At 44.2% G+C, this 24,700-nt stretch carries 24 protein-coding genes; 18 read left to right on the top strand and 6 right to left on the bottom strand.

Annotated elements, in window-relative coordinates; genetic code table 11:
• From BLT29_RS13580 to BLT29_RS13585, 9 genes are all read left to right on the top strand, one after another.
• The coding region (locus BLT29_RS13580; protein ID WP_437182620.1) for a pyocin knob domain-containing protein at positions 1-1,578 on the top strand (1,578 nt) is incomplete at its 5' end.
• 512 nt (positions 1,579-2,090) lie between these two features.
• The gene (gene racA / locus BLT29_RS03765) at positions 2,091-2,636 is read left to right on the top strand and encodes a chromosome-anchoring protein RacA (protein ID WP_176763787.1); all 546 of its coding nucleotides are present in this window, start codon (positions 2,091-2,093) and stop codon (positions 2,634-2,636) included.
• 56 nt (positions 2,637-2,692) lie between these two features.
• A complete protein-coding gene (locus tag BLT29_RS03770) occupies positions 2,693-3,076 on the top strand; it encodes a YppE family protein (protein ID WP_090774989.1) in 384 nt (127 codons plus the stop codon).
• Positions 3,077-3,255: 179 nt separating this feature from the next.
• Positions 3,256-3,930, top strand: a complete 675-nt coding sequence (locus BLT29_RS03775; protein WP_090774990.1) for a uracil-DNA glycosylase — start codon at positions 3,256-3,258, stop codon at positions 3,928-3,930.
• 14 nt (positions 3,931-3,944) lie between these two features.
• Positions 3,945-4,775, top strand: coding sequence for an aldo/keto reductase (locus BLT29_RS03780; RefSeq protein ID WP_176763788.1), 831 nt, complete (start codon positions 3,945-3,947; stop codon positions 4,773-4,775).
• 230 nt (positions 4,776-5,005) lie between these two features.
• Complete coding sequence (locus tag BLT29_RS03785) at positions 5,006-5,509, top strand: hypothetical protein (RefSeq protein ID WP_090774991.1); 504 nt, start codon at positions 5,006-5,008, stop codon at positions 5,507-5,509.
• A 313-nt stretch (positions 5,510-5,822) separates the two neighbouring features.
• Positions 5,823-6,977 carry an AimR family lysis-lysogeny pheromone receptor gene (locus tag BLT29_RS03790; protein ID WP_141769839.1) on the top strand — a complete coding sequence of 385 codons (1,155 nt, stop codon included), beginning with the start codon at positions 5,823-5,825 and terminating at the stop codon, positions 6,975-6,977.
• 70 nt (positions 6,978-7,047) lie between these two features.
• Positions 7,048-7,182, top strand: coding sequence for a hypothetical protein (locus tag BLT29_RS13825; protein ID WP_281241398.1), 135 nt, complete (start codon positions 7,048-7,050; stop codon positions 7,180-7,182).
• A 326-nt stretch (positions 7,183-7,508) separates the two neighbouring features.
• Positions 7,509-7,595, top strand: a complete 87-nt coding sequence (locus tag BLT29_RS13585) for a putative holin-like toxin (RefSeq protein WP_281241402.1) — start codon at positions 7,509-7,511, stop codon at positions 7,593-7,595.
• A gap of 206 nt (positions 7,596-7,801) precedes the next feature.
• Here the strand turns inward: BLT29_RS13585 and BLT29_RS03795 are convergent, their stop codons facing one another.
• Positions 7,802-8,971 (bottom strand): hypothetical protein, encoded by a 1,170-nt coding sequence (locus tag BLT29_RS03795; protein ID WP_090774993.1) that lies wholly within the window; start codon positions 8,969-8,971, stop codon positions 7,802-7,804.
• 128 nt (positions 8,972-9,099) lie between these two features.
• Complete coding sequence (locus BLT29_RS13050; RefSeq protein ID WP_141769840.1) at positions 9,100-9,300, bottom strand: hypothetical protein; 201 nt, start codon at positions 9,298-9,300, stop codon at positions 9,100-9,102.
• Between the two features lie 192 nt (positions 9,301-9,492).
• Between BLT29_RS13050 and ilvA the strand changes: the two genes are divergently transcribed.
• From ilvA to BLT29_RS03820, 4 genes are read left to right on the top strand one after another with little or no spacing between them, the layout of a single operon-like run.
• Entirely contained in the window at positions 9,493-10,734 is a 1,242-nt protein-coding gene (ilvA, locus tag BLT29_RS03805; protein ID WP_281241399.1) for a threonine ammonia-lyase IlvA, read from the top strand.
• A 17-nt stretch (positions 10,735-10,751) separates the two neighbouring features.
• On the top strand, positions 10,752-11,690 hold the full coding sequence (gene rnz, locus BLT29_RS03810; RefSeq protein ID WP_090774996.1) for a ribonuclease Z: 939 nt from the start codon (positions 10,752-10,754) through the stop codon (positions 11,688-11,690).
• Entirely contained in the window at positions 11,683-12,009 is a 327-nt protein-coding gene (locus BLT29_RS03815; protein WP_090774997.1) for a thioredoxin family protein, read from the top strand. Before rnz ends, BLT29_RS03815 begins: the two co-directional genes overlap by 8 nt.
• Positions 11,993-12,433, top strand: coding sequence for a BrxA/BrxB family bacilliredoxin (locus tag BLT29_RS03820; RefSeq protein ID WP_090774998.1), 441 nt, complete (start codon positions 11,993-11,995; stop codon positions 12,431-12,433). Before BLT29_RS03815 ends, BLT29_RS03820 begins: the two co-directional genes overlap by 17 nt.
• Positions 12,434-12,477: 44 nt before the next feature.
• Here the strand turns inward: BLT29_RS03820 and BLT29_RS03825 are convergent, their stop codons facing one another.
• Entirely contained in the window at positions 12,478-13,206 is a 729-nt protein-coding gene (locus tag BLT29_RS03825; RefSeq protein WP_245701046.1) for a metallophosphoesterase family protein, read from the bottom strand.
• A gap of 140 nt (positions 13,207-13,346) precedes the next feature.
• Here BLT29_RS03825 and BLT29_RS03830 point away from each other — a divergent pair, with 140 nt between their 5' ends.
• The 4 genes from BLT29_RS03830 to BLT29_RS03845 are packed head-to-tail and all read left to right on the top strand — an operon-like array spanning position 13,347 to position 16,675.
• Complete coding sequence (locus BLT29_RS03830; protein WP_090775125.1) at positions 13,347-14,465, top strand: conserved virulence factor C family protein; 1,119 nt, start codon at positions 13,347-13,349, stop codon at positions 14,463-14,465.
• 21 nt (positions 14,466-14,486) lie between these two features.
• On the top strand, positions 14,487-14,729 hold the full coding sequence (locus tag BLT29_RS03835; RefSeq protein ID WP_090774999.1) for a hypothetical protein: 243 nt from the start codon (positions 14,487-14,489) through the stop codon (positions 14,727-14,729).
• Entirely contained in the window at positions 14,719-15,201 is a 483-nt protein-coding gene (locus BLT29_RS03840; protein ID WP_090775000.1) for a PH domain-containing protein, read from the top strand. The genes BLT29_RS03835 and BLT29_RS03840 overlap by 11 nt, the downstream gene beginning before the upstream one ends.
• Positions 15,194-16,675, top strand: a complete 1,482-nt coding sequence (locus BLT29_RS03845; RefSeq protein ID WP_090775001.1) for a PH domain-containing protein — start codon at positions 15,194-15,196, stop codon at positions 16,673-16,675. Before BLT29_RS03840 ends, BLT29_RS03845 begins: the two co-directional genes overlap by 8 nt.
• Positions 16,676-16,710: 35 nt before the next feature.
• Here the strand turns inward: BLT29_RS03845 and BLT29_RS03850 are convergent, their stop codons facing one another.
• From BLT29_RS03850 to BLT29_RS03860, 3 genes are read right to left on the bottom strand one after another with little or no spacing between them, the layout of a single operon-like run.
• Positions 16,711-17,715, bottom strand: a complete 1,005-nt coding sequence (locus BLT29_RS03850) for a DUF2777 family protein (protein ID WP_176763789.1) — start codon at positions 17,713-17,715, stop codon at positions 16,711-16,713.
• 54 nt (positions 17,716-17,769) lie between these two features.
• Entirely contained in the window at positions 17,770-18,723 is a 954-nt protein-coding gene (locus BLT29_RS03855) for a hypothetical protein (protein ID WP_090775003.1), read from the bottom strand.
• A 15-nt stretch (positions 18,724-18,738) separates the two neighbouring features.
• Positions 18,739-19,749, bottom strand: coding sequence for a toxic anion resistance protein (locus BLT29_RS03860; protein WP_245701048.1), 1,011 nt, complete (start codon positions 19,747-19,749; stop codon positions 18,739-18,741).
• A gap of 392 nt (positions 19,750-20,141) precedes the next feature.
• Between BLT29_RS03860 and gltB the strand changes: the two genes are divergently transcribed.
• Positions 20,142-24,692: a glutamate synthase large subunit gene (gene gltB, locus BLT29_RS03865; RefSeq protein ID WP_090775127.1), complete on the top strand. Its 4,551-nt coding sequence runs from the start codon at positions 20,142-20,144 to the stop codon at positions 24,690-24,692.
• Positions 24,693-24,700 lie beyond the last annotated feature (8 nt).

Below are 24,700 nucleotides of genomic sequence, written 5' to 3' on the forward strand. Positions count from 1 at the left end.
TTCACGCCCAACATTACGTTAGACCGTGAAGATGTTGTGAATTTAATATTGGCCTCCATTGCGATGGAGGAAATGGGCTTGTCGCACATTATCAATGCTGAGGGAGAAAAAATTCAATATGTGCTAGGAACGTTAAATGGCGCTACAGGTCCTGCACCAACGGCCCAAGAAGTGCTTAGTGTAAATGAGAGTACACAAAATATGCTCGATACAATTTTTAAAAAGGAAATTATGCTTGCTTCAAAAATGAAATCGGCATCCAGTATTTCGACGATGCAAGGTCCACCAGGACCAACGGGACCAACCGGTCCGACAGGCGATGTGTTAAGTGTCAACGGGCAGGTTGGAAATGTCGTGCTTGACGCGGAAGATGTCGGTGCATTTCCATTAACGATGCCGGTCTCATCTGGTTCAAATTTGAATGCACCAATGTTTATGGAGCCGGGTGTATATAGTTCTAACGGTACTGATGGTCCCCCTATCGCAGGACCACCTGGGGTGACATCACCAATCTGGACGCTTTATGTATCGGTCGTTTCACCTGCAACAGTCAATCCTTGGGTGCAGCAAATATTTTTCTCTAATCCAACAATTTACATTCGTAGTTTTAATGGTGATACGTCTACGTGGAGTACGTGGGAACAGTTCGCGGTTCAAGGTCCAACCGGCGTAATTGGCCCGACAGGCGTAACAGGTGTAACCGGTGCAACTGGCGTCACGGGTGCAACGGGTGCAACGGGTGCCACAGGTGCAACGGGTGCTACCGGCGCCACGGGACCAACGGGTGCCACTGGCGTAACAGGTGCGACCGGTGCAACGGGTGCCACAGGAGCCACAGGAGCCACAGGAGCCACAGGTACAACGGGTGCAACAGGACTCACAGGACCGACGGGCGTGACGGGCGCCACAGGACCGACGGGACCTACAGGACCTACAGGACCTACAGGTGCAACGGGTAGCACGGGATCCACGGGCGCAACGGGTCCGACGGGACCAACGGGTGCCACAGGACCTACAGGACCTACAGGTGCAACGGGACCTACAGGACCTACAGGACCGACAAGTGTTGTTGCAGGTGTCACCGGCGCCACGGGCGTGACGGGTGCAACGGGTGCAACGGGTGCCACCGGCGCAACGGGTGCCACCGGTCCAACGGGTCCAACCGGTCCTACTGGTGTAACTGGGGGATTGATCGTTGCAAACAATGCTTTTCTAGATGCTGGAACCGGTCCTACCGGTGTGACAGCAGACGTACCTATTGTGATGGATGATAATGCTTTCTTCAATGGTAGTGATATTTCCATTACTTCGACGCAAGCAATCCTTGAGCCTGGCGTTTACCTTGTTGGATTTGGAACGTTTAATGATTTTGCTGGCGATGCCCAAGTGCATTTAAATGTAAATGGCACCTTCTATGCCGCAGCAGGAGAAAATGCACCTGCCAGAACAAGTACGATGTCCAAAACAGTCGTTGTGATTGTCGATCCACCTGGTCCTGACACCTTGACAGTGACGGTGAATGAAACCTCAAACGTTGATGTCAGTTATTTAACGGTTCTAAAGTTGGCAGAATCGTAAGATTAAGTTTTCCAACGGTAGATGAAAACAATTCTTATGTTCGAAAAAACACACTGGTCATTAGATTTCGACCAGTGTGTTTAGCTTTTAAAGAGGTGAGTATCATTCTTTTTAAGTCAAGCAAAAGACCTTCGTCATTCCGCCGGACGGTTCGGTCCCCCAAGTTTTTTGTCGCCCGTGTAACCATCTTTCTCCTCGTGTGTCTCTGTCTCTTTTGTTGTTTTTCCTTCAACTTCATTCATTCGTTTGCCCTCCTTTTCGAAAATGTGGGTACTTATTCCCATTTTTTTCTCGATTTACAGACAGTATGAGGCAACACCCTCTATTTTATGTATGTCGGCTGCTGTGATTTCTTCTTAAAAGAAAGGAGATTTTTGCCATCATACACTTTCTTTGTTGAACGTATTCTAGTTTTGTCGCGCACATAGGAGTTACAAAGTCAGGGAACGAACGTGTATAACAGCGACAATATGTCACCACGCAAAGATCATTTCACGAGGAGGAGAATGGGGATGACGTTGTTAAAAACAAAGGATATTTCAGATCGACTTGACGTGAATCCAACGACGGTACAACGGTGGACGAAATTTTTCGGAATTGAGCACAACACAAATGAACATGGACATTATGTGTATAAGGAACAACAAATTGCAACGTTTGCATACATCCAAAAACAGTTACAGGAAGGGAAGAAAATGAAGGACATTGCATTTAATGGTCAAACGAAACGACGTGCTGCTGTGCGCATTCCTTCGGTCCCGAAAGAACAGTACGAAGCGAAATTGGAAAAAGTACTCGTGCAAGTAAATGACCTAGAAGAAAAACTGTCAACAAAAGCAGATGATATCGTGAGCTACCAATTGTTAAAACATCGGAGTGAGCTGGATGAGATGGTGAGCTTGATTGAGCAATTAGAGAAGCGGCTTGAAGCGATGGATGAAAAAATGAGCCAGCATTTGGCAGCTGCCGTCAATGAGCAACCACGAGAGACAACGTTTCCAAATAAAGTACGACAAGGACCATGGCGAGCAATCATGAAGCTATTTAGTTTCGCATGACGCCGGTTTACGCAGAAAAATCCACCGTGTTACAATAAAAGGTGGAGGTGTCGTACTTGAAAGAACAAACATTGAAGGAAGTCACAACGACATTGTTAACATTGACAAAAGAAGCAGAAAGTTATTATATAGAAGTCGTCAAACAAGACCCAAATTACGAGGTCGATTTTTGGGGACGGGTGAAGCCGTTTGCGGATCAAGTACAGCCACTTGCGCAAAGGTGGTTGCCACTTGCAAGCGCCTTATTGCGTCAAGCAAAGCCGCGTGACTTGCACATTCAACAACTGGAGCAAACGGTTGAAAACCTCGATGTTGTTGCCATTAAGTCATTTTATCCATCATCAGGTATGAAGCGGCAGCGCGAAACATTTAAAGCCGTTCGTTATGTATTGGAAGAAATATTGACCATGCTTGCAGATGAAGCACGGCAGCATGTGTAGGCGCGGCTAACAAAATAATGATTCGTTTAACGCCCGACATTCGGGCGTTTTTTTCTTGTTCCAGTTGGTTGGAAGAAGAAATCGATTCGTGCTATACTCTTAAAAAGCATTTCATGTATCGTATGTGCGTGTACTTTCTATGAAAATATAGATATAGCAATGAAGTAGGAGTGGAGCCAATGTCAATTTTGCATAATGATTGGGCAAATATGTTGCATGATGAATTTCAAAAGCCCTATTACGTACAGTTGCGCGCGTTTTTGAAAGAGGAGTACAAAACACAAACGGTTTATCCGACGATGCATGACATTTTCAACGCCTTACATTACACGTCGTATGAAGAAACAAAGGTTGTTATTTTAGGACAAGACCCGTATCACGGACCGAATCAAGCGCATGGCTTAAGTTTTTCAGTAAAACCAGGTGTACGGCTGCCGCCATCGTTACAAAATATTTTTAAAGAACTACGTGATGACCTCGGTTACGAAATCCCAAACCATGGTCACTTAACGACATGGGCAAACCAAGGGGTATTGCTGTTAAATACAGGGCTCACTGTACGTAAAGGGCAGGCAGCATCGCATCGTGGTAAAGGGTGGGAGCATTTTACGGATCGCATTATCTCGTGTTTGAATAAGCGAAAGAAGCCAGTCATTTTTGTTTTATGGGGACGCCATGCACAAGAGAAGCAGGCGTTGATTACAAGCAAACAACATCACATCATTACCGCACCACATCCAAGTCCATTTTCTGCGAATCGCGGTTTTTTTGGAAGCAGACCTTTCTCAAAAATGAACGATATACTTACACGATTGGGCGAAGCGCCGATTGAATGGCAAGTGCCAAATCTTTAAAGGGAAGTGACAACATGATGGAATCGATACAAGCACGCACAAAACTAGCAAATGGTGTAGAGATGCCTTTTTTCGGGCTAGGTGTATACCAAGCAGATGAAGGAAAAGAAGTTGTTGATGCAGTGAAAGTGGCTTTAAAAGCAGGTTACCGGAGTATCGACACAGCGAGCTTTTATAAAAATGAAGAAGGGGTCGGACAAGCCATTCGTGAAAGTAATGTGCCACGAGAAGAACTGTTTGTCACAACAAAAGTATGGAATGACGAACAAGGATACGATGAAACACTTGCAGCTTTTGAACGTAGTCGCAAACGGCTTGGGCTGGATGTCATTGATTTATATTTAATCCATTGGCCGATGAAAGGGAAATACTTAGACACGTGGCGTGCACTAGAGACACTTTATAAAGAAGAGAAGGTGCGGGCGATTGGTGTGAGTAATTTTAATGTCCACCATTTAGAAGCCGTAATGGAAATCTCCAATATCAATCCAATGGTCGACCAAGTGGAGTTCCATCCGTTTTTGACGCAAGCGCCATTACGTGAATTTTGCCGGCAACATGAAATTCAAGTGGAGGCATGGCGCCCACTCACGAAAGGCGTCATTTTTACCCATCCGGTCGTCCAATCACTCGCACAGTCATACGGAAAAACACCGGCACAAATTGTGTTGCGTTGGAATTTACAACACCGCGTTGTGACGATTCCAAAGTCAGTGCGAGCAGAACGGATTCGAGAAAACGCCGATATTTTTGACTTCCAGCTATGTGAAGAAGATATGGGAAAACTGGATGCATTAAATGAAAATCGTCGCCTTGGGCAAGACCCAGATTCTTTTAGTCGGTAGCCTGGAAAAATCCTATCCCTTTGTGATGTCACTTCACGTGGGGTAGGATTTTCTGTTTCTGTTAAATCTTTTTGGTGCTGTCTTTGTAATCAAACCCGTGGAACTTCTTTCTAGAAATGGTTTGCCTGTTTTTAAAAATCTTTGCTCTTACTCTAAATTGAATCTGGATGAGGTGCGGTGATGATAAACCTGTATTGTTTTGGGTGATCAAAAAAGGGAGGAGTTAGCAAATGGAAGGGTATACGTTTTCTCAATTCATTGAGGATCTGGAATCCGGGAATGAATTTAAATTCGAATTTAACAATAGGGAATATCGTATCTATTGGCGTAGTGATGGTGTTTGCTTTACTCAGGACGGACAAGTGATTTACTATAAAATAGAGAAGAAACCCATTGCAGGTGTAAAGATTGAGGGCTGCACCTTGGAAGAAATAATTAACCAACAGAGATGGGAAAGTGTTGTCATTTATGATGGTGTTGATCCAGACTGGATTGGACGTTACACGTTTACTGATTTTGTTGAGGATCTGGAAATAGGACATGAATTTCAGTTCAATTTTCATGATAAAGAGTATCATATTTCTTGGGTAGATGATGGTGTTCTTTTCACCTACGAAGGGGATAGCACTCAATATGAAACAGTTAAAGAATTGATAGCGCATGTGAAAATTAACAGTAATACGCTTAAAGAAGTGATAAATAATAAAAAGTGGACAAATGTAAATATGTTTTAGAGGGGACCGAATAGAAAACATCCGTATGTGGGAGAAGTTTGATAGTAAGATTAACAAAACCTCGTCGTTGGGCGGGGTCTATTGTGTTGCAGTTCTTATTGGTGTTTGTTTCTATGATAGATGTTGCTGTGATAATTCTGTTGCTTTTTCGTAAGTGGAGAGTGGATGCGACACAATACACCAAAATCCGAATGTATTCTTGTTTAAATCAAAGAAAATGTCGGACGAAAAGTTGTTTATCTAGCAGGAATGCCGGTTAATCACGTCGAAAAAGTGTTTGGGCATGTATTCATTTGGAAAGGTGGCGGGCGTATTGCAAACATACCGAGAACGATGGCGGGAAAACTTTGCGCAATACCGTAATGGAATGGTTCCGGAGCAAATGAGCACGGATACAAAAAACTATTTGCGGAAAATAGGATTATGGGAAAAAGAAAGTGCGTGGACAAATCAAGCGATGCGCGACTTGGCATTGTCACGAGACGAACATGGGCAGACCGTATTGGCGTTTGAACAAGTCACATTCGCTGTGAGAACATTTGCCTCTAATCGATTGATATTATTGATGAATGAATATGTGCTTGCCTTGCAAACGACGGAGCATATTCGAGATGCATTTGAATATGCTGTGCAATATAGGCAAATTGACTTATTAGAAGAACTCACCAAATGGGGAGAAGAACGAGACTCATTAAAAGAGTGGGCACTTGTCTATCAATTGTTGCTTGATGTCCTTAATGAGCGTATCACACACGAAGAGACGATTGATCAAGCACGAGATTTGATTGGTTCTGTGACGGACCCGCTGTTAAAGGTAAGGCTGGAGTTGTTGGAAATAGCTGCTCATTTGAAATTAGGTCGCCATGCAAAAGCAGCGTATCTTAGTGAGACAGTACCGAAGAAATTAGCTTCTGTAAAAGATGGCTTTGCAAAAAGAGTCGTGGAAAGTTGGGCAGAATTCCAGATTGCTTATGATTTGTTGTATAACCAAGGGAAGTCAGAAGAAGCGGAAAGACATGTTGTCCAGTCAGTTATAAATGGCGCGACACCTGAAACAATGCTCGCTTATTGTTATCATTTGCTTTCGTATGCGGCTTTGTTGCGACCGGCAAGACCGGGTTCTGACAAGTTGGAGCCTAGCTCTTTAAGCATCCAATATATGCAACGCGCGATTTTTTATGCGGAAGAGACGGGGTTGAAAGATTATAGTCAGTGTTTACAAACACGAGATTTACCTTTTGTATGGAATGTGAATAGTGAACGGTTTGATATTGAAGGGATAGACGTATACGAACAAGTGCACCAGTATATTGTTCGTGGTGAGTGTGAAAAAGCACTTCAACTTATCGAAGAGATAGAACTCACAAAAAATGTTGATGCCTTTTTAGTATTTTATAAAGGAAAAGCAACAAAAAGCGTGTCATTGTTAGCTCAAGCGATGCGACGTTTGCACAAGAAGATTGGATGAATATGCTGCCACTTGTCGAGAAAGAAGTGAGGAAAATCGACCAATCTCAATTTAAAGGGGATGTTCAACGATGAAACGATGGTTTTGTGCCTTTATATTGACGCTGTGCTTAACAGGAGCGATAGTTGTGCAAAGTGCTGCCACTGTGGAACCTTTAAATGGTCCTTCTCGTCCAGTCGTAATAAGTTTACCTAATGCCCAATAATTAATCGAGGAGACTGCGTGTTGTGCGGTCTCTTCTATTTTAATGAAAATAATGGTAGAGTAAGTGAACAGAGGTGTTAATTACAAAATCTAAATAGAGTGGCAAGCAACCATAACCCGGTTTTTAGATCAGCGAAGGAAGGACAGTAATCCACAACGCTTTTGTCATCGTGTACATTCTTTAGAGTTGGGCGTAGTTCATATGAGAGCCAGTTCGCACAAATGAAAGCGTTTGCGAATATAGTTTCATCATGTTACAATTGCGATGCAATAACATACGGATTCTCAAGGGTGGACGGCAATCCCCGTAAGAAAGGGGGTGCCGCGATGAGCGTCTTTCAATCGCTAATGCTGATGATTGCATTTGCTGGTTTAGTCGTCTCAATTGTTACTTTGATGCAACGTCAAAAGTAAACCCACCCTTGAGCGTAGCGAGCAAGTGGGTGGGCGACGATCTATTAATTTGCTGTTCTCCCTTGTTCAGGAGTCCGGTTATTGTAGACCGTGGGTGTGTACAAGCACACTTACGGTCTTTTTATACTGTATGCTGTGCGTAGTTTAAGTATACATGCAGTGTGTGAGATGCGTCAAGCTTTACGTTGGTATTCAGGTCTTCTACCTCACTCCTCCTCAGCAGCCAGCGCCACAATTTTCCGCGCTTGTTCCAACAATGTCTCATAATCATGTGCCTTCTTGATTTCCGCTAGTTCAGCTTCATCAATGGGTGCGTCTATATCAAACAGCGTCTGCAAAATTTCATATTGCGTCTGCCCGCTTTTTTCTGGCTCATCTTCAATTTTTTCTTTCCATTCAGGATCAATCTTGTCTAACAACAGCCCAAGGGCAGCACCTGTTTCATAACGCATACTCCGTCCTAAAAAGTGGGCTGACTCTGCTTCACCATCTGAAATAAAGCGAAAGGCATCGCTAAATTGAATGTGATAAGGATCTTCCGTAGTTGCGAGCACAGTCAATGTGTCACCGATTAACTCGCTGTAGCGGTATTCGATGTAGCGCGCGGTACCTTCGATTGCCTCTGCTTTTGTTTCTGCGACGAGTTGCGGCCATTTTTCGTAACGAGATGTACGGACAATCGTCCATTGTCGTAAAGCATCACGCACATCTTCTTGGCGTGTGGCGGTCATCGCGTTGTCTAATAGTTTAAATTCAATGCCCATTAAAGCGTAGTTTTCCTCATCTACAGGATCGTCCAACATGTGGTCACCTTCTGCATCGTAAGTCCACGTTTTTTGCTTATACGTATGGAACGCTTCATGCAACAAAAAGTAATGGAACTGAAAGTACAGTGGTGGATTAGTAAACATTTCTGGATGATACTTAAAATAAAATACGTCCGCATCTGCGACATGTCTCGTTCCAAAGTTCCAAGGAACCCACGGCACAAGACCAAGGTGAAGTTGGTTAATGCGATACACATTTGGCAGGTTGAGGTGTTTGGGTGTATCAATTTTTTGTGCGAATAGGCTGTTTGCAATTTCGGGGACATTGATAGCATAAGCATGTGTTGGGAAAAACCCTTTATCTTTATTGCTGCGAACGAGAATGAGTGGTTCGTTGTCAAAGCGATAATTGGCTGTCCAAAGTTGGTCACTTTCTGTTTGGAAGCGTTCGTGTATACGTGACAGTTCTGTGAGCATTTCTTTGTCAGTATCATCAAGTTTGTCAAAGCTTGTGCGCCACATTTTGTTTAACACGATTGTAGATGATAGGATAAGAATAATACTGATAAAAATGATGACGAAGCCACGTCTAAAAAGCTTTCTTGTCATTGTTGTCCTGCTCCTTCTATACCAAGTTACGATCAATTATAAGCAAAAAGAGGGAAGAAAATACGTTTGCCTACGTGAATATAAAAAACTGCCCTACTTCGGACAGTTTCATATGTATAAACCGTAATTTATCCTCGATCGGTCACAATCAAATACGCCATGACAGCAAGGGTAGCGACTGATAACACATTCAGCACGATGCGAATAAAGCCATCCGACTCCGCTGCTGGTTCAGTTGTTTCAGCTCCAGCTGCAAGAACAGACGGGTCAGACCCGAGTACGAAGAAAAGAAGTACAAGTGCAGCCGCAAAGAGGCTTTTCTTTAACAAATGAATGCCCTCCTTCCAAAGTGATGATAGTACCTTTATTACCGCTTCCTTTATTATAAAGAATGTCACACTTGCTTTCAACTTATAATGTGAAAAGGTTTTCGAAAGTGCCTGCATATGGTAAAATGAAGCCATACTCCTTGCGTACGAGCCTTGTCGTAACTGGTACGCGTATGGAAAGGACGCTATCAAGTGGCTATTAATTTACAACATATTGTGCATGCAAATGAAATGATGAAAGATGTCATCTATCAAACACCGTTGCAAAAAGATCCGGTGCTGTCTGAAAGATATGATTGCACCGTGTATTTAAAGCGCGAAGACCAACAAATTGTCCGGTCCTTCAAGCTGAGGGGCGCGTATTATCAAATTTCTTCTCTTACTGCAGAGGAGTTACAAAGTGGTGTTGTTTGTGCAAGTGCTGGAAACCATGCACAAGGCGTCGCTTATTCGTGTTGCGCTTTAAAAACAAAAGGTGTCATTTTTATGCCCATCACCACACCGAAACAAAAGGTGGCGCAAGTAAAGTTTTTTGGGCGCGATTATGTGGATGTGCATTTAGTAGGAGACACCTTTGATGATGCGTATGCATTGGCAAAAGATTATTGCATACAACATGAAATGACATTTATTCATCCGTTCGACCAAGAAAAAGTCATTGCCGGGCAAGGCACTGTTGCGTTGGAAGTAATGGACGCAATTGATGTGGCGCCAGACTTCTTGTTTGCCTCGATCGGCGGTGGTGGACTCATTAGTGGCATTGCGACCTACATGAAGCAAGTGAGTCCAGAAACGAAAATCATTGGCTGTGAGCCAAGTGGGGCTGCGTCGATGCAAGCCGCTTTAATGCAAGGGCATGTTGTTGCGTTGGAAGAGATTGATAAGTTTGTGGACGGGGCTGCTGTTAAAAAAGTAGGCAAAAAAACGTTTGCGATTTGCGAAAAGCTCGTTGACGACATTGTCAGTGTACCAGAGGGGAAGATTTGTACAACGATTTTACGGCTTTATAATGAAAATGCGCTCGTTGCGGAACCTGCAGGGGCAATGCCGATTGCGGCGCTCGACTTTTATGCGGAACAAATGAAAGGAAAAGTCGTTGTGTGTATTGTCAGTGGAGGAAATAATGATATTGAACGGATGGAAGAAATTCGCGAGCGTTCACTCATTTATGAAGGCTTACAACACTACTTTATCGTTCAATTACCAGAAAGAGCCGGGGCATTGACGCAATTTACAATGGAAGTACTTGGGCCAGAAGATAATATTACCCGATTAGTCTATCAAAAACAAAACAATAAACCGACTGGCTCCGTTTTGATCGGAATTGAGTTAAAGTCGTCTAATGACTATGATGGACTCATTTCACGAATGAATGCACACGGTTTTGATTATAGTAAAGTGAATCAACATGCGCATTTGTTTTCTATTAGATGATGCGAAGGGGTTAAATCATGGAGTTACATTTTTTAGGGACTGGAGCAGGGGTCCCTTCGAAACAACGGAATGTGAGTGCGCTTGCGCTTCGTTTTTTAGAAGATGAGGGGGATGTGTGGTTGTTTGATTGTGGAGAAGCGACACAACACCAATTGCTTTACTCACCATTGTCCTTATCAAAGATCACAAAAATATTGATGAGTCACGTGCATGGAGACCACCTATTTGGGTTGCCTGGTCTTTTGAGTACACGCTCATTCCAAGGTGCGGCTTCACCATTAACCATTTATGCACCTCCGGGTGTGGAGGAGTTTGTGCGTGTCTCTCTAAAGGTGACGAAAACAACGCTTCGCTACCCACTTGAGTTTGTGACGTTAAGGGCCGGCTCCTTGTTTGAAACACCGCATCACGAGGTAGAAGTGCTCCCTCTCGCCCATACGATTCAGAGCTATGCCTTTAAAGTGACGGAAAAAGAAAAGCCGGGTCGTTTGGATATCGCACGTCTACAAGCAGAGGGTGTGCCTGCAGGACCGTTATATGCACAATTAAAACGCGGAGAAACGGTACAATTGACGGATGGGAGAGTCCTTTCGGGGCAAGCATTCGTCGGTGAGCCAATACGTGGGCGCGTCATTGTCATTGCAGGGGACACAAAGCCAATACCGGAGATGGTTGATTTTGCATCTGGGGCGGATTTGCTTGTTCATGAAGCGACCTTTGCGTCTGATTGCGAAGCAGACGCGCATCAATTTGGTCATTCGACCGTTGCGGATGCGTGTCGTCTTGCCAAACATGCGCATGTAAAACAGTTGATTTTAACCCATATTTCATCGCGCTATGTGCGTGAACCGAGTGTCTTCCTTGATGAGGTGGAGGCGCATCTCCCAACAGCACTCGTTGCGCGCGATTTGTTCGTTTATTCACTTGCAAAGCGGGGAGGCAGTGTAGGTGATTGAGTTAGAGTTGGCGAAAGGAGCGCCTGTTGTGCTGCCACAAAGCGGCGGGTGGTTGTATGTCTCTTCGCCTTTTTGTCTCGCTTGTACGCACGTAGCAGAAATGCTTTCTGTCATTGAAGAAAGGAAAGTGCTTGCGCCATTTTATCGAATCAATATTCAAACAGCCTCTCACGTAGCGCAAACGTTACAAATTGAACAAGTGCCTGCATTGCTTTATTATAAAGAGGGTGTTTGTTACGGGAAATGGTATACGTTTCACTCGATTTTACAATTATTAACTGAAATGAAGGAGATGGAAGATCATGTCAACGGCATATGAAGCATACATGCGGCAAGTAACCGCACCGATGAGAAAAGAGCTGACAGAGGCAGGATTTATGGAATTGACAACAGCAGAGGCAGTGGAAGATTACATGGCGACAGTGGAAGGAACGACACTTGTCCTCGTTAACTCCGTATGTGGTTGTGCCGCTGGATTGGCGCGCCCAACAGCAGTATATTCTCTCCAGCATGACCATAAGCCGGATCATTGTGTGACGGTATTCGCTGGACAAGATAAAGAAGCAACCGCAAAGATGCGTACCTTTTTCGACGCATATCCGCCATCCTCACCATCGATGGTGTTGTTAAAGGGGACAGAGGTCGTCCACTTTATTCCACGTGAAGATATTGAAGGGGCAGCGCCCGAGACACTTGTACGCCGATTAGCACAAGCATACAATGATCATTGCAACGAGAAATAAAAGAAAAGCCTTAGCCTCATAAATGTGAGACTAAGGCTTTTAAACTATTCTGATGGAACAGCATAGTAAATCATGGTGCTCATTTTTTCTATGTTTGGATAGTCACTTTGTTTATAAATCTCAACAACGTGTTCGCGGTTGTACGGCGTACGATGTATGGCGGCACTGTACCGACCATCAACATACGTCAGCGTGATGTAAGAAGCCAAAGGATGTCCGTCTAGCGGCATGCCGACGCTACCAACATTCATAACGGTTTTTCCATACAGCGTGCGGATAAAAGGTCGTCCAGTATGACCATAAATATACGTATCTGCTTCATCGCGTTGCATGATGGCTTCTTCCATTTTCGCCGTATCGTCAGCGAGTACGGTCATGTGTAGATCTGTTGGTGTTGCGTGAAAGGCGTGAATGATTTGCTCAAACCCTTCGTCAATGATACATTCGTTCGGACGTGCATTTAAATACGCCAAATCTTCTTCCGACAACCGAGCTAACGTCCATTGCCGTTCTTCGTTAAGTGCTGCTAATTTCAAATGAGACAAGTTTTGGTCAGTGATGCCGTTTACAAGCCAATCATCCATGCCCCCTTTTAACACGTGGGCATTTGATGCTTGTAACAATTTCAAAACCCGCTTTGGTTCTGGACCACGAAGGCACAAATTTCCGAGAACATAAATTCGGTCAATCTTTTGTATGTGCAAGTCATTCAACACCGCTTCTAAAGCAGTTGCGTTGCCGTTAATATCAGATAAAAAAGCGAATTTCATCATGATCCGTCCCCTCCTTTTTTTAATCGTAACAGAATTCTTTTAAAAAGGGAATCATTATGGCTCATCCTAGCCAGGAGTGGCGCAATTATGTTAAACTTTGAACGAGAGATGAGATGTTTTACGGAAGGGGTTATGTCATGATGTTTATTCGTTCTATAGAGCCAACACCAAGTCCGAACACAATGAAATGCATATTAAGTGAGGTGCTAAAAGGAGCACGTGCAACCTATCAGGAAAACAACAAAGAAACAGCACCGGAAATCATCCGGCAATTATTTACGATTGAAGGTATTAAAGCCGTATATCATGTAGAAGATTTTTTAGCGATTGATCGCTTCCCGAAAGTGGATTGGAAAGAAATCTTACCACAAGTGCGCGCGTTGTTTGGGGAAGAGACGGATCAAACGCGTGCGCATAACGGGGAAGAAGAAGGGTTTGGCGAAGTACAAGTACATGTGCAAACATTTAAAGGCATTCCCATGCAATTAAAAATCACCGATGGGGAAGAAGAGAAACGGGCAGCATTGCCACCTCGTTTTGCGGAAGCGATTGCGGCAGCGACAAGTGATGTCGATAATGTCGTATTTGAACGGAAATGGGTTGAACAAGCGCCGCGGTATGGAGAGCTGGCAGACGTTGTCAATGATGTTATAGATGAAATGACTGCGGCATATCCTCCTTCTCGGCTGGACAGCCTTGTGCAACTTGCAAAAGGGGAAAAAGCTGCTGCGGAAGCCTTCGCAGCACGGTTCAAAGATGTGACTGTGGAGATGTTGCAAGTCAATGATTGGCGTGAACGGTTTGCGACGCTCGAGCAAATGGATCCAAAGGAAAAAGATTTGCCTGTGTTAGAAGTGGCATTACAGGATGAAAAAGCATCCATTCGCCGTTTAGCCACGATGTATTTAGGCATGATTGAAACAGCATCTGTTTTACCGTTGCTGGAGAAAGCACTGAAAGACCCTTCGGTAACCGTACGCCGAACGGCAGGTGACTGTATGTCTGATATTGGTTCGACGGAAGCGATACCAGCCATGATCGACTCGCTAAAAGATGAAAGCAAAATTGTCCGCTGGCGGGCGGCCATGTTTTTGTATGAAGTCGGCGATGAAACTGCTATTTCTGCATTAGAAGCAGCAGCAGACGATCCGGAATTTGAAGTGGCGTTACAAGTAAAAATGGCGCTTGCGCGTATTAAAGACGGCGAAGAAGCAAAAGGGTCCGTTTGGAAGCAAATGACAGAAGCACGTAAGAAGTAGCAAAGGAAGGGGGACACGTATATGACAAATGACATTCAAGATATTATTGAAAAACTAAGGGATGTGAACGCAGAGGAACTACTTGATCTGATTGAAGATGCGAAAACGGGAAAAGTGGAAGAAGTAGAGATTGTCCCTTCCATTGGTTTACTTGTTAATTTAAATGATAATAAACGTTTACTTGCTTGGCTAGAAGCACAAGGCGTGCAACTGATATATGTGACAGATGAAGAAGACAGAGAGGAGCGAAAAGATGAGAGCTGAACCGTCATTGCGCTTGCCAGAAAAAGTGATTCGCGTATGGCGCCTGCAAAATTTATTAAATACGTTGTTTTGGTTGCTCATACCCGTCGTGTATGAGCTTGTACGAAGATTCATCTTTACAAACTTTTATGAGTGGATCACGTGGGTGTTGTTGGCACTCGTTGTGTTAGATTTGATTATCAATGTCATCATTTGGCCGCCAATTCGTTGGCGCAGGTTTCGCTACGAAGTGTATGATGATGAAATTGACATTCGCGAAGGTGTGCTCGTTGTCACTCGGACACTTGTGCCAATGGTGCGAGTGCAGCATGTCGATACAGTACAAGGCCCAATCTTACGCAAACATGATATGTCTGTCGTTTCAATTACGTCTGCAGCGGAGACACATGAGATTCCCGGTTTGGATGTCGCAGATGCAGATCAGGTGCGGGATCAAATTGCAAAATTGGCAGCGGTGACAGAAGATGACTGAGTTAAAACGTCAACACGGGGCGATGGTTCTCATCCAAACCTTTAGTAACGGTGGCGGGATTGGTTGGATTCTTGGTGGTGGGGCATTTGCTACACTCCGCTTCGGATTCATTTGGGCAGTAATAGGGATTGCTGCTATTTATCTGCTTAGCTTACTAGCTGCATGGTTAGATTGGCTAAAATTTCGCTACCGCTTTGCTGAGGGAGAGTTATATGTCGAGCAAGGTGTGTTTGTGAAGAAAAAGCGTTACATCCAACAAAGCCGTGTGCATGCGATCAACATTACGGCAGGTCTTTTTCACCGGATGTTCCGACTTGTAAAAGTCAACATTGAAACAGCTGGAGGCGCTGGTGAAACAGAAGTTGATATTGTTGCTGTGACGAAAGCAGAAGCGGAAAATATTCGCCACGCATTATTATATCAGCAGGCACGTCCTACGCAGGAGGAAGCGTTAGAGGGCGAGGAAGCAGGAAAAGAAGAAACGACCTCTGCAGAGCCTGCAAAAGAGTCAGCAGTGACATGGAACTTAGGTATGAGACGTTTATTGTACGCTGCACTCACTTCAAGTAGTGTTGGCATTATTTTATCAGCGTTGTTCGGCGGGATTTGGCAATTGGAAAATTATCTCCCCGAACATTGGTACGACCGAACAATGGGATTTGTATTAGGATTGAATCCGACGTGGATTGCGGTGGCTGTTTTCATCGTTATCCTGATCTCATGGTTGGCATCTATCGCTTTAACGATGATGAAATACGGTCATTTCCAAATCAATGTGTACGAGAAAGAGATCGTCGTTGGACGTGGTTTGATTGAACGCAAACAATTAACCTTAAAGCCACAGCGAATTACAGCTGTTCGCATCGTTCGTGGTCTTTTGCGACAGCCATTGGGTTTCGTCTCGATCTACGTAGAGTCAGCCGGTGGCGGCAGCAAGGAAGAGGAAGGTTCAACGTTACTTGTACCGCTCATTCACGAGCGTGATTTACCAACTTTTTTCGCTCAAGTACTTCCTGACTATGCGTTTTTTCGGCCAATGGAAGTTGCGCCAAGACGGGCGTTGATTCGCTTCTTGTTGCGGAATATACTTATCCCGCTTATTTTGACGGGGGTGGCTGTATATTTCCTTGGCGTGTGGGGATGGCTTGGACTTGTGATCGTCATGCTTGCCGCGCTTCTCGGATACTTTCAATACAGAGATGCAGGGGCAGGGTGTAATGACCGCTTTCTGTGGGTTCAGTCACGAACATTGTCGCAAACGTTCGTGATCTCACCAAAAAGAAAAATACAAGCAGTGGAAATGCACGTGTCCTGGTTACAACGTTTTCGAAGGCTTTCTTCCGTCTCATTTTCCGTTCAGTCTAGTATGACAGGGAAAGACTTTTCTGTTGAAGATATTGGGGGAGAAACAGGGGCGCGTTTGTATCAATGGTTTTCTCACGAGAAAAAGAAAAGCCCTTACAGAACTGACTGACGTTGGTTCTGTAAGGGTCTTTTCTGTAATGAACATTATGATGGCGGGTTTTTAAAAATGGCAATTGTCCGTTTGCCTTTGTCAGTCGTAAATTCAAAACGGTCATAAATAGCTTGACGTGATTTTCCTGGTAACAATATACGTTTAAAATGATGTTGTACGAGGACAAATAGTTGGTTTGATTGGTATGTCAAAAAGCTTACACCTTCGAGCAGACGACCTTCTTTATGATAAATGATTTGTTCTAATAAAGAATTATAGCAGTGGATTAAATCGTGATGGGTTAAAGAGAATTTTTGAAGATGATGTTCAAATCCTTGTAGTGCGACAGGATCTAATTCTTTTTGAAAGATTGTATACGGATCGAATTGTTGTTGGTCAATAAGAATGGTGGCGCCGTTGTTTGGTTGATAACGCTGACCGTTTGCTTGTAAGAAAACGCCCTCACCGATATAGCGACCTTCTTTCATCGTGTCTTCATCATCAAGCCAAGTGTACTCAAAGGAGGAGGGAGACAATTCGAGTAAATCCCCATCTTTGTCACATAAATAAAATCGTTCGCCACTGATTTTAAATGTATATTCAATGTAGAGCGGACCTGTAAGCAAAGGAGGGGAGCGTTTTTCTTTCGTCGTCTTCCTTTTTTGTGTCGTTAAAGTTTTAATGTACACCTCCAATGTTTCCAGTTCGCGAAAGTTCACATGATCTGATGCCGCAAGGTCAATGTAACGCCTTTTTAAAGCTGTCAAAATAGAATCAATAAAAGGCTCGACTGGCTGCTGTTTTGTTCGGTAACGCAAGTGCCTGCTTGAAACAGTGATCACGTTCCCTTCACTCACTGGCAATTTGTGTAACGCAATGCTTTCTTCATGAAAAATAAACAATGGGAGAGCAAGGACGGAGAAAATACGGACTTCCCCTTGCCAAGGTTTCTTTGGTTCAGCTTGCACTTGGAGTAACTCTCCAAGGTAAACACCGTTCTTTCCTAAATCGACGACGAGCAATTGCCCTAGGGCGCGTTTTGCTTCATAGCGATCCATATGATCTTCATCCTTCCGTGCGACTTGCTTACACATGTTCTTTCATGTGTACAATCATTCTCTCTTTTTTCGAGGATGAGGCTTCCCATTAAGACGTTCTTTTTCATCAGAAGCGCCATAACGGAGTTCTTGCAAACGCATGACATGTTCCATGCGCTCGACTTTCATTTGCTCTAAACGATCATGTAACCCAATGAGAGAGAGCTCCATTTTTGACAGCGAAACAAAGACATTGTCGCGTTGTTCTAACTGGTTACGTTTAGATAAAGCTAAGTAAGCACCCATCAAGTTTGGTAAATCATCACGAAGTAACCGCCTGACTGTATGCTTATCTTCGTAGCCAAACAAATGAAAGTCTTTCTCTAGTTTATTGGCGTGAGTCAAAATACGTGTCAAACGATTATCTAACATTGGGTCAATGGTAAAGCTATCCATCGCTTGGAGATAACGTTTTGCTTCCTCAATCAACATTTTAATATCGTGTGCAGGCTGTTTTTTCAATTGTTGCTCGTGTCCTTGTAAACGCTCGAGGGAGACCGTATCAATTTTTTTCCCAACATACGCAAGATCAACCCGGTGAATCGCAAAAAAGATACCTTTTATGGCGGGAACATTTTGTAACGCACGAACATGACGTCGTCCATCTTTTAAATAATGAATCGTTGCTTCTTTCACTTTGCCGTAATCTTTTTCGGACTTGATGTACTTTCTAAAGCAAAGAATGCGCAATCGTTTATGGATAGGCGAGCGCGAATGTTTTGTATCGGAAACAAGGAGGCGAATGTGATTGTACGTCACTTTGACACGAATATCCCAGTCTTTTTGACGTCGTCGAATATGACGCCGCTCGTTTTTTCCAGTTGCATTTTCTGCCATCCGTTGAAGCAAGCGCTCGACATCATTAAACATCCGAATGGTTGTGTCATCGGAAATAATATGATCCTCAACAGGCCGCTTATACGCTGGGGTAAAGAAATCAATGAAGGCATTTGTAGAAAATAGACCCATTTTTTTACGCGCCCCCTAGCGATCAAGCAGTTTTTGTTGCATCTCACGGTTTAATGTATCCATTTCCTCAATAAATTGCTTTCCGCTCGAGACAATACGTTCATTTGATTGTTCTGTTAGTTCAATGGCTTTAAACACGTTATCGTAGGCGCGTTTAAATGCATCCAGGGCAATTGCTGGTTCCTCTAGTGTCTTTAATGTTTGCTCCGTATTTTCTTTTAACATTTCCGCATTGGAGAGCAACATCGATTCTGTTGCTTCGTTGACACTTTGGACAGCATGAATGACTTTTTTCTGGTTGTTTAATGCTAGCTGGATCGAAGCTGTGACGGTAATAATATTTTTAGTCATGGTGATGGCATTAAAGATGGCTTCCTCAAGTTTCTCGTTATTTTCGGAAATGAGGTCCACAGAGGCAAGCGACTGTTGCAACACCATGACCGCTTGCTGCATGTTTTTCATACGGGTCACAACTTTGACCTGACCTTTTTTCAGTTCATTTGTATTATCAATCCAACGTTCTGATGTCATTTCTTGCTCTAACATCGTGTGTAATTCTTTGCCAAGGTCAATTTGTTTGTTCAAGTTGCCAATCCGTTCATGTGCGACAACTTTAAGTTGTTTTAACATCAAATTATCTTCTTGCAACTTGTCACGCCCGGAGAGCAATCCTTCAATAATCTGATCGACTTGCGCCTCCACCGTTTGGTACTGCTGCATATATTTCGCAACGGGGTTCTTTCGTAACATTTTATTAAAGAATCTCTTGACGTGTGAATCCTTTAAATAACCAGGTTCCAGTTGACTAACAACTTCTTTTAATTCATGCAATTGGTTTGGCAATGTGTTCGCTTTGTCGCTCATCATTTCTTTGACAGGGCGCTTTAATGCTTCAAGAGATTCTCCTGCTTGTTTTTGTTCTTGTTCTCCAAGAGACTCCAATTTCTCAAGTAACGTATGAATGTTGCCTTCGTTTTTATATGGTGCAAGCATTGCATCATTTGTTTGATTTTGTGTTTCACTCATCATTGTAACCCCCATTGTCTCTTCTTCTTGAACCGTTTCATGGATACATGCGCTATCACGATTTATACGTATGAAAGCGGAAAAATGTTTCATTTTAATGTAACTGCGGACAGTCTTATAAGTTAACTTTATTTCATTTTTGTACAGGGCATTCTTGGAGATTTTCAAATATCATAAAAAAGATTCTTGGTTCTATTATGACGGAAATGTCTGTTCACCGCAACGAATCTGCTATAAATGTCGGCATTTTGCTTGACCAATGTTTCATTTCTCGATAAAATTGACGTTCAAAACTTTTTATGTGTATTTATATGCATGATGTTTGAAATAGGCAGTGATTTAAGTAATAAAAGAAAATAGCTGCTGGAGTGGAGAGGAAGGATGTGGAGAAGATGATCAATAAAGAGACACGTGGTTTATACGAATCTTCATTTGAACATGATAATTGTGGGATTGGCTTGCTTACTCAGTTGCGGGGAGAAAAGTCGCATAAAGTCATTGCTGATGCATTACAGATGTTGTGTCGTTTAGAACATCGCGGTGGCCAAGGTGCAGAGACGAATAGTGGTGATGGTGCTGGCATCCTTGTGCAACTACCAGACTGTTTTTTCCGACAAGTGGTACCGTTTGCACTTCCTGACGCTCCGTCATATGCTGTTGGTATGGTGTTTTTGGCTCAAAATATGGCGGTTCGAGCGAAGCAAATATCTTTGATTGAAGACGTGCTACAAACGATGTCTTTGACGCTGCTCGGCTGGCGTGATGTCCCAATTGATCCTAAAATGCTTGGCAATGCAGCACGTATAGCGATGCCGTTTATTTGCCAATTATTTGTCAAAAAATACGATGGATGGGATCCGGATGTATTTGAGCGGAAGCTGTTTGTCGCGCGGAAACAAATCGAACAAAAGTTTCGTACAGCAGAAGGTGAAGTACGAGAAGGGTATTTTGCGAGTTTTTCGAGCAAGACGATTGTGTACAAAGGCATGCTGACGACGGAACAAGTGGGATCGTTTTACGTTGATTTATGTCATCCGCAATTTAAGTCAGCACTTGCACTTGTTCATTCACGCTTTAGCACAAATACATTCCCAAGTTGGAAGCGCGCACACCCAAATCGTTGTTCGATACACAACGGGGAAATTAACACGATCCAAGGGAATGTCAATTGGATGCGCGCACGAGAGGCGACTTTTCGCCATTCTGTGTTTACAGAGGAGATAGATAAAGTGTTGCCCATCATTGATGAAAGTGGCAGTGATTCGGCCATATTTGATCAAACATTAGAATTTCTAATGTTGTCAGGACGATCGTTGTTTCATGCGGCAATGATGATGGTGCCAGATTCGTGGGAAAGTGATCTGTCAATGAGTCCGCAGAAACGGGCGTTTTATGCGTACCACCGGACATTGATGGAACCGTGGGATGGACCGACGGCACTTGTTTATACAGATGGCACAAAAATTGGCGCGATGCTTGACAGAAATGGATTGCGTCCAGCTCGATATTACCGTACGAGCGACGACCATTTTGTGCTTAGTTCTGAAGCTGGGGTGTTACCTTATGCGCCTGAAGAAGTTGTAGAAAAAGGACGACTAAAGCCGGGGCAATTGCTTGCGATTGACCTTGAGCGTGGCTGTTTACTCGGAGACGATGAGGTAAAAGCGTCTATCATTTGGGAGGAAGCGTATACAGATTGGGTCGATCAACATATCTTGTCTTTGGACGAGGTCAAAGAAGGAGAGGAAATATCAGCAACGAATCCGTCCGAGATGACGCGGACGCAGCGTGCCTTTGGCTACACGTACGAAGAACTAACAAAAATGATTTTTCCACTCATAGAAGACGGAAGCGATCCGGTTGGTTCAATGGGGTACGATTCTCCTTTAGCTGTGCTATCTACGCAGCCGCAGTTACTTTACAACTATTTTAAGCAATCGTTTGCACAGGTGACGAATCCACCGATTGATGCGATTCGGGAAAAAGTGGTGACATCTGTAGAAACAACGATTGGATCACGTGGACATTTGCTGGCGCGATCACTTCACAAGCATCATACGATTCATTTGAACACACCGATTTTAACAAATGAAGACTTGGCAAAAGTGAAATCCCTCAACGATCCGGGGTTAAAGGCAGCGGTGCTGGAGGCATTATATGATGTCTCAGACGAGGGGACTGGTTTAGAGACAGCCATTGAACAACTTTGTGCACAATCTGAGGCAGCAATCAAATCTGGAGCAACATTACTTATTTTAAGTGACCGTAATGGGTCGAAAACACGTGCAGCAATTCCTGCCTTGCTCGCTGTCGGCGCCTTACATCAACATTTGATTTTGCAAGGGTTGCGAATGAACGTGAGCCTCATCGTTGAAACAGGGGACGCGCGTGAAGTGCATCATCATGCGACATTGCTTGGCTATGGTGCAGAAGCCATTTGTCCTTATGTTGTGTTTGACATTGTGAAAGAAGCAGTGGCTACAAGTATGATCCAAGTGGCGGATGAGGCAGCAGCTTGTCGCCGTTATGTTGCAGGTGTTACAAGTGGCTTAATGAAAGTCTTATCGAAAATGGGTGTTTCTACGATCCAAAGCTATCGTGGTGCGCAAATTTTTGAAGCAATCGGTCTTCATTCAACAGTCATTAATCGTTACTTCACAGGCACACCCTCACGAATTGGTGGGATTGACCTCTCTCGTATTGCTAAAGACGTGCGTGTGCGTCATGAACAAGCGTGGTTAAGTAAAAAAGTCGGCTTATGCACGTTGGCATCAGGAGATGACTGGCAGTGGCGTCAAGATGGTGAGACACACCAATATAGCCCAGAAACCATTCATTTGTTGCAACGCGCTTGCCGTTCAAATGATGATGCATTATTTAAACGTTATGCTGCTTTGGTCAATGGAGAAGATGGTGATCCGACCTCGCTAAAGGCATTGTTAAAATTTCGTCCGCAGCAACGGGTTTCTATTGAAGAGGTCGAACCGGCTAGTGACATTGTCAAACGTTTTCGTACGGGGGCGATGTCATATGGCTCGATTTCAAAAGAAGCGCACGAAACGTTGGCGATTGCGATGAACCGGCTTGGTGGAAAAAGCAATACGGGTGAAGGCGGTGAAGAAAGCGTCCGTTTTTTCCAAGATGATAACGGCAATAGCCGTCGGAGTGCGATTAAACAAGTGGCATCAGGGCGTTTCGGTGTAACGAGCCATTATTTAGTAAATGCCGATGAAATTCAAATTAAAGTTGCCCAAGGTGCGAAACCGGGAGAAGGTGGACAGTTACCAGGGGATAAAGTGTATCCGTGGGTCGCAGAAGTGCGAGGATCCACACCTGGAGTCGGGCTCATTTCTCCCCCGCCACACCATGACATTTATTCAATTGAGGACTTGGCACAGCTCATTTTTGATTTAAAAAACGCCAACCCATCCGCAAAAATTAGCGTGAAGCTCGTGTCTGGAACAGGCGTTGGCACCATTGCTGCTGGTGTAGTGAAAGCCGGTGCAGAGGGCATCGTTATTAGCGGATACGATGGTGGCACAGGTGCAGCAGCGCGGACAAGCATTAAGCATACCGGGTTACCATGGGAGATTGGGTTAGCTGACACGCAGCAAACACTCATTTTAAATGGTTTGCGTGACCGCGTGACATTAGAAACAGATGGGAAGTTAATGACAGGGCGTGATGTCATCATTGCCGCATTGCTCGGGGCAGAAGAATATGCGTTCTCAACCGCGCCGCTCGTCGTTCTCGGTTGTGTGATGATGCGTGTCTGTCATTTAGACACATGCCCGGTTGGCATCGCTACCCAAAATGAAGACTTACGAAAGTTGTATACAGGACAAGCTGACCATGTCGTAAACTTCATGACATTTGTAGCAGAGGAGATGCGTGAATGGATGGCGTCACTCGGTGTGCGCACGGTCGATGAGTTAATTGGTCGTGTAGACTTATTAGAGCAAGCACCAAATGAGCGTGGGATTGATCTATCACGGTTGCTATGGCAACCTTCATCTGCAGGTGTACACCGCTGTATGAGAACATTACCAGCGCCACTAACCGTTTCGCCACTGGCACAATCGTTACGACGGGCAGCAGAACCTGCATTACAAAAGCAAGAGCGGATCACGCACGCTATGCCCGTATCGAACACGGACCGGGCAATTGGCACGGTCGTTGGAAGTGAAATAAGCAAACGATACGGTGTACAGGGATTACCGGCTGATACGGTGACGTTCTCTTTTCATGGCTCGGCCGGACAAAGCTTTGGGGCGTTTATCCCGGAAGGAATGACGTTATATTTGCAGGGGGATGCGAACGACTATGTTGGAAAAGGATTATCTGGTGGGAAGATCGTGCTTTATCCACCCAAACATTCAACTTTCTGTCATCAACCTCATGTCATTGCTGGCAACACCACTTTTTATGGGGCGACGAGTGGAGAAGCATATATTTCCGGACAAGTAGGCGAACGTTTTTGTGTCCGCAATGCCGGTGCGCATGTCGTTGTTGAAGGCATGGGTGATCATGGGCTAGAGTATATGACGGGTGGCCAAGTGATTAACATTGGCACGGTCGGCCGCAATTTTGCAGCCGGAATGTCAGGAGGCGTGGCATATATGTATGATCCAGATAGACATTTGCCAGCGCGATGCAATCATGAAATGGTTTTGTTAGAAGAACTCTCTCCTTTAGACGTTAACCATGTGCACACTTGTTTAATGGAACACGTTAATATGACAGGCAGTCCACATGCGCAAGCGCTGCTAAACGACTGGCAAAAAACAGCCACTCATTTTATGAAAGTCGTTTCAAAGGATGAGAAACAGATGTTGGCGCGCATAGATGAATACGAGAAACAAGGCTATCCATTGGAAGAAGCACGCCTGCTTGCATTCGAAAATAAAAAGCAAGGACGTGTTGCTCAACCACTAAAGAGATAGGAGTGAGG

Origin of the sequence: Shouchella lonarensis (assembly GCF_900096965.1) — a bacterium.
GTDB lineage: Bacteria > Bacillota > Bacilli > Bacillales > Bacillaceae_D > Shouchella > Shouchella lonarensis.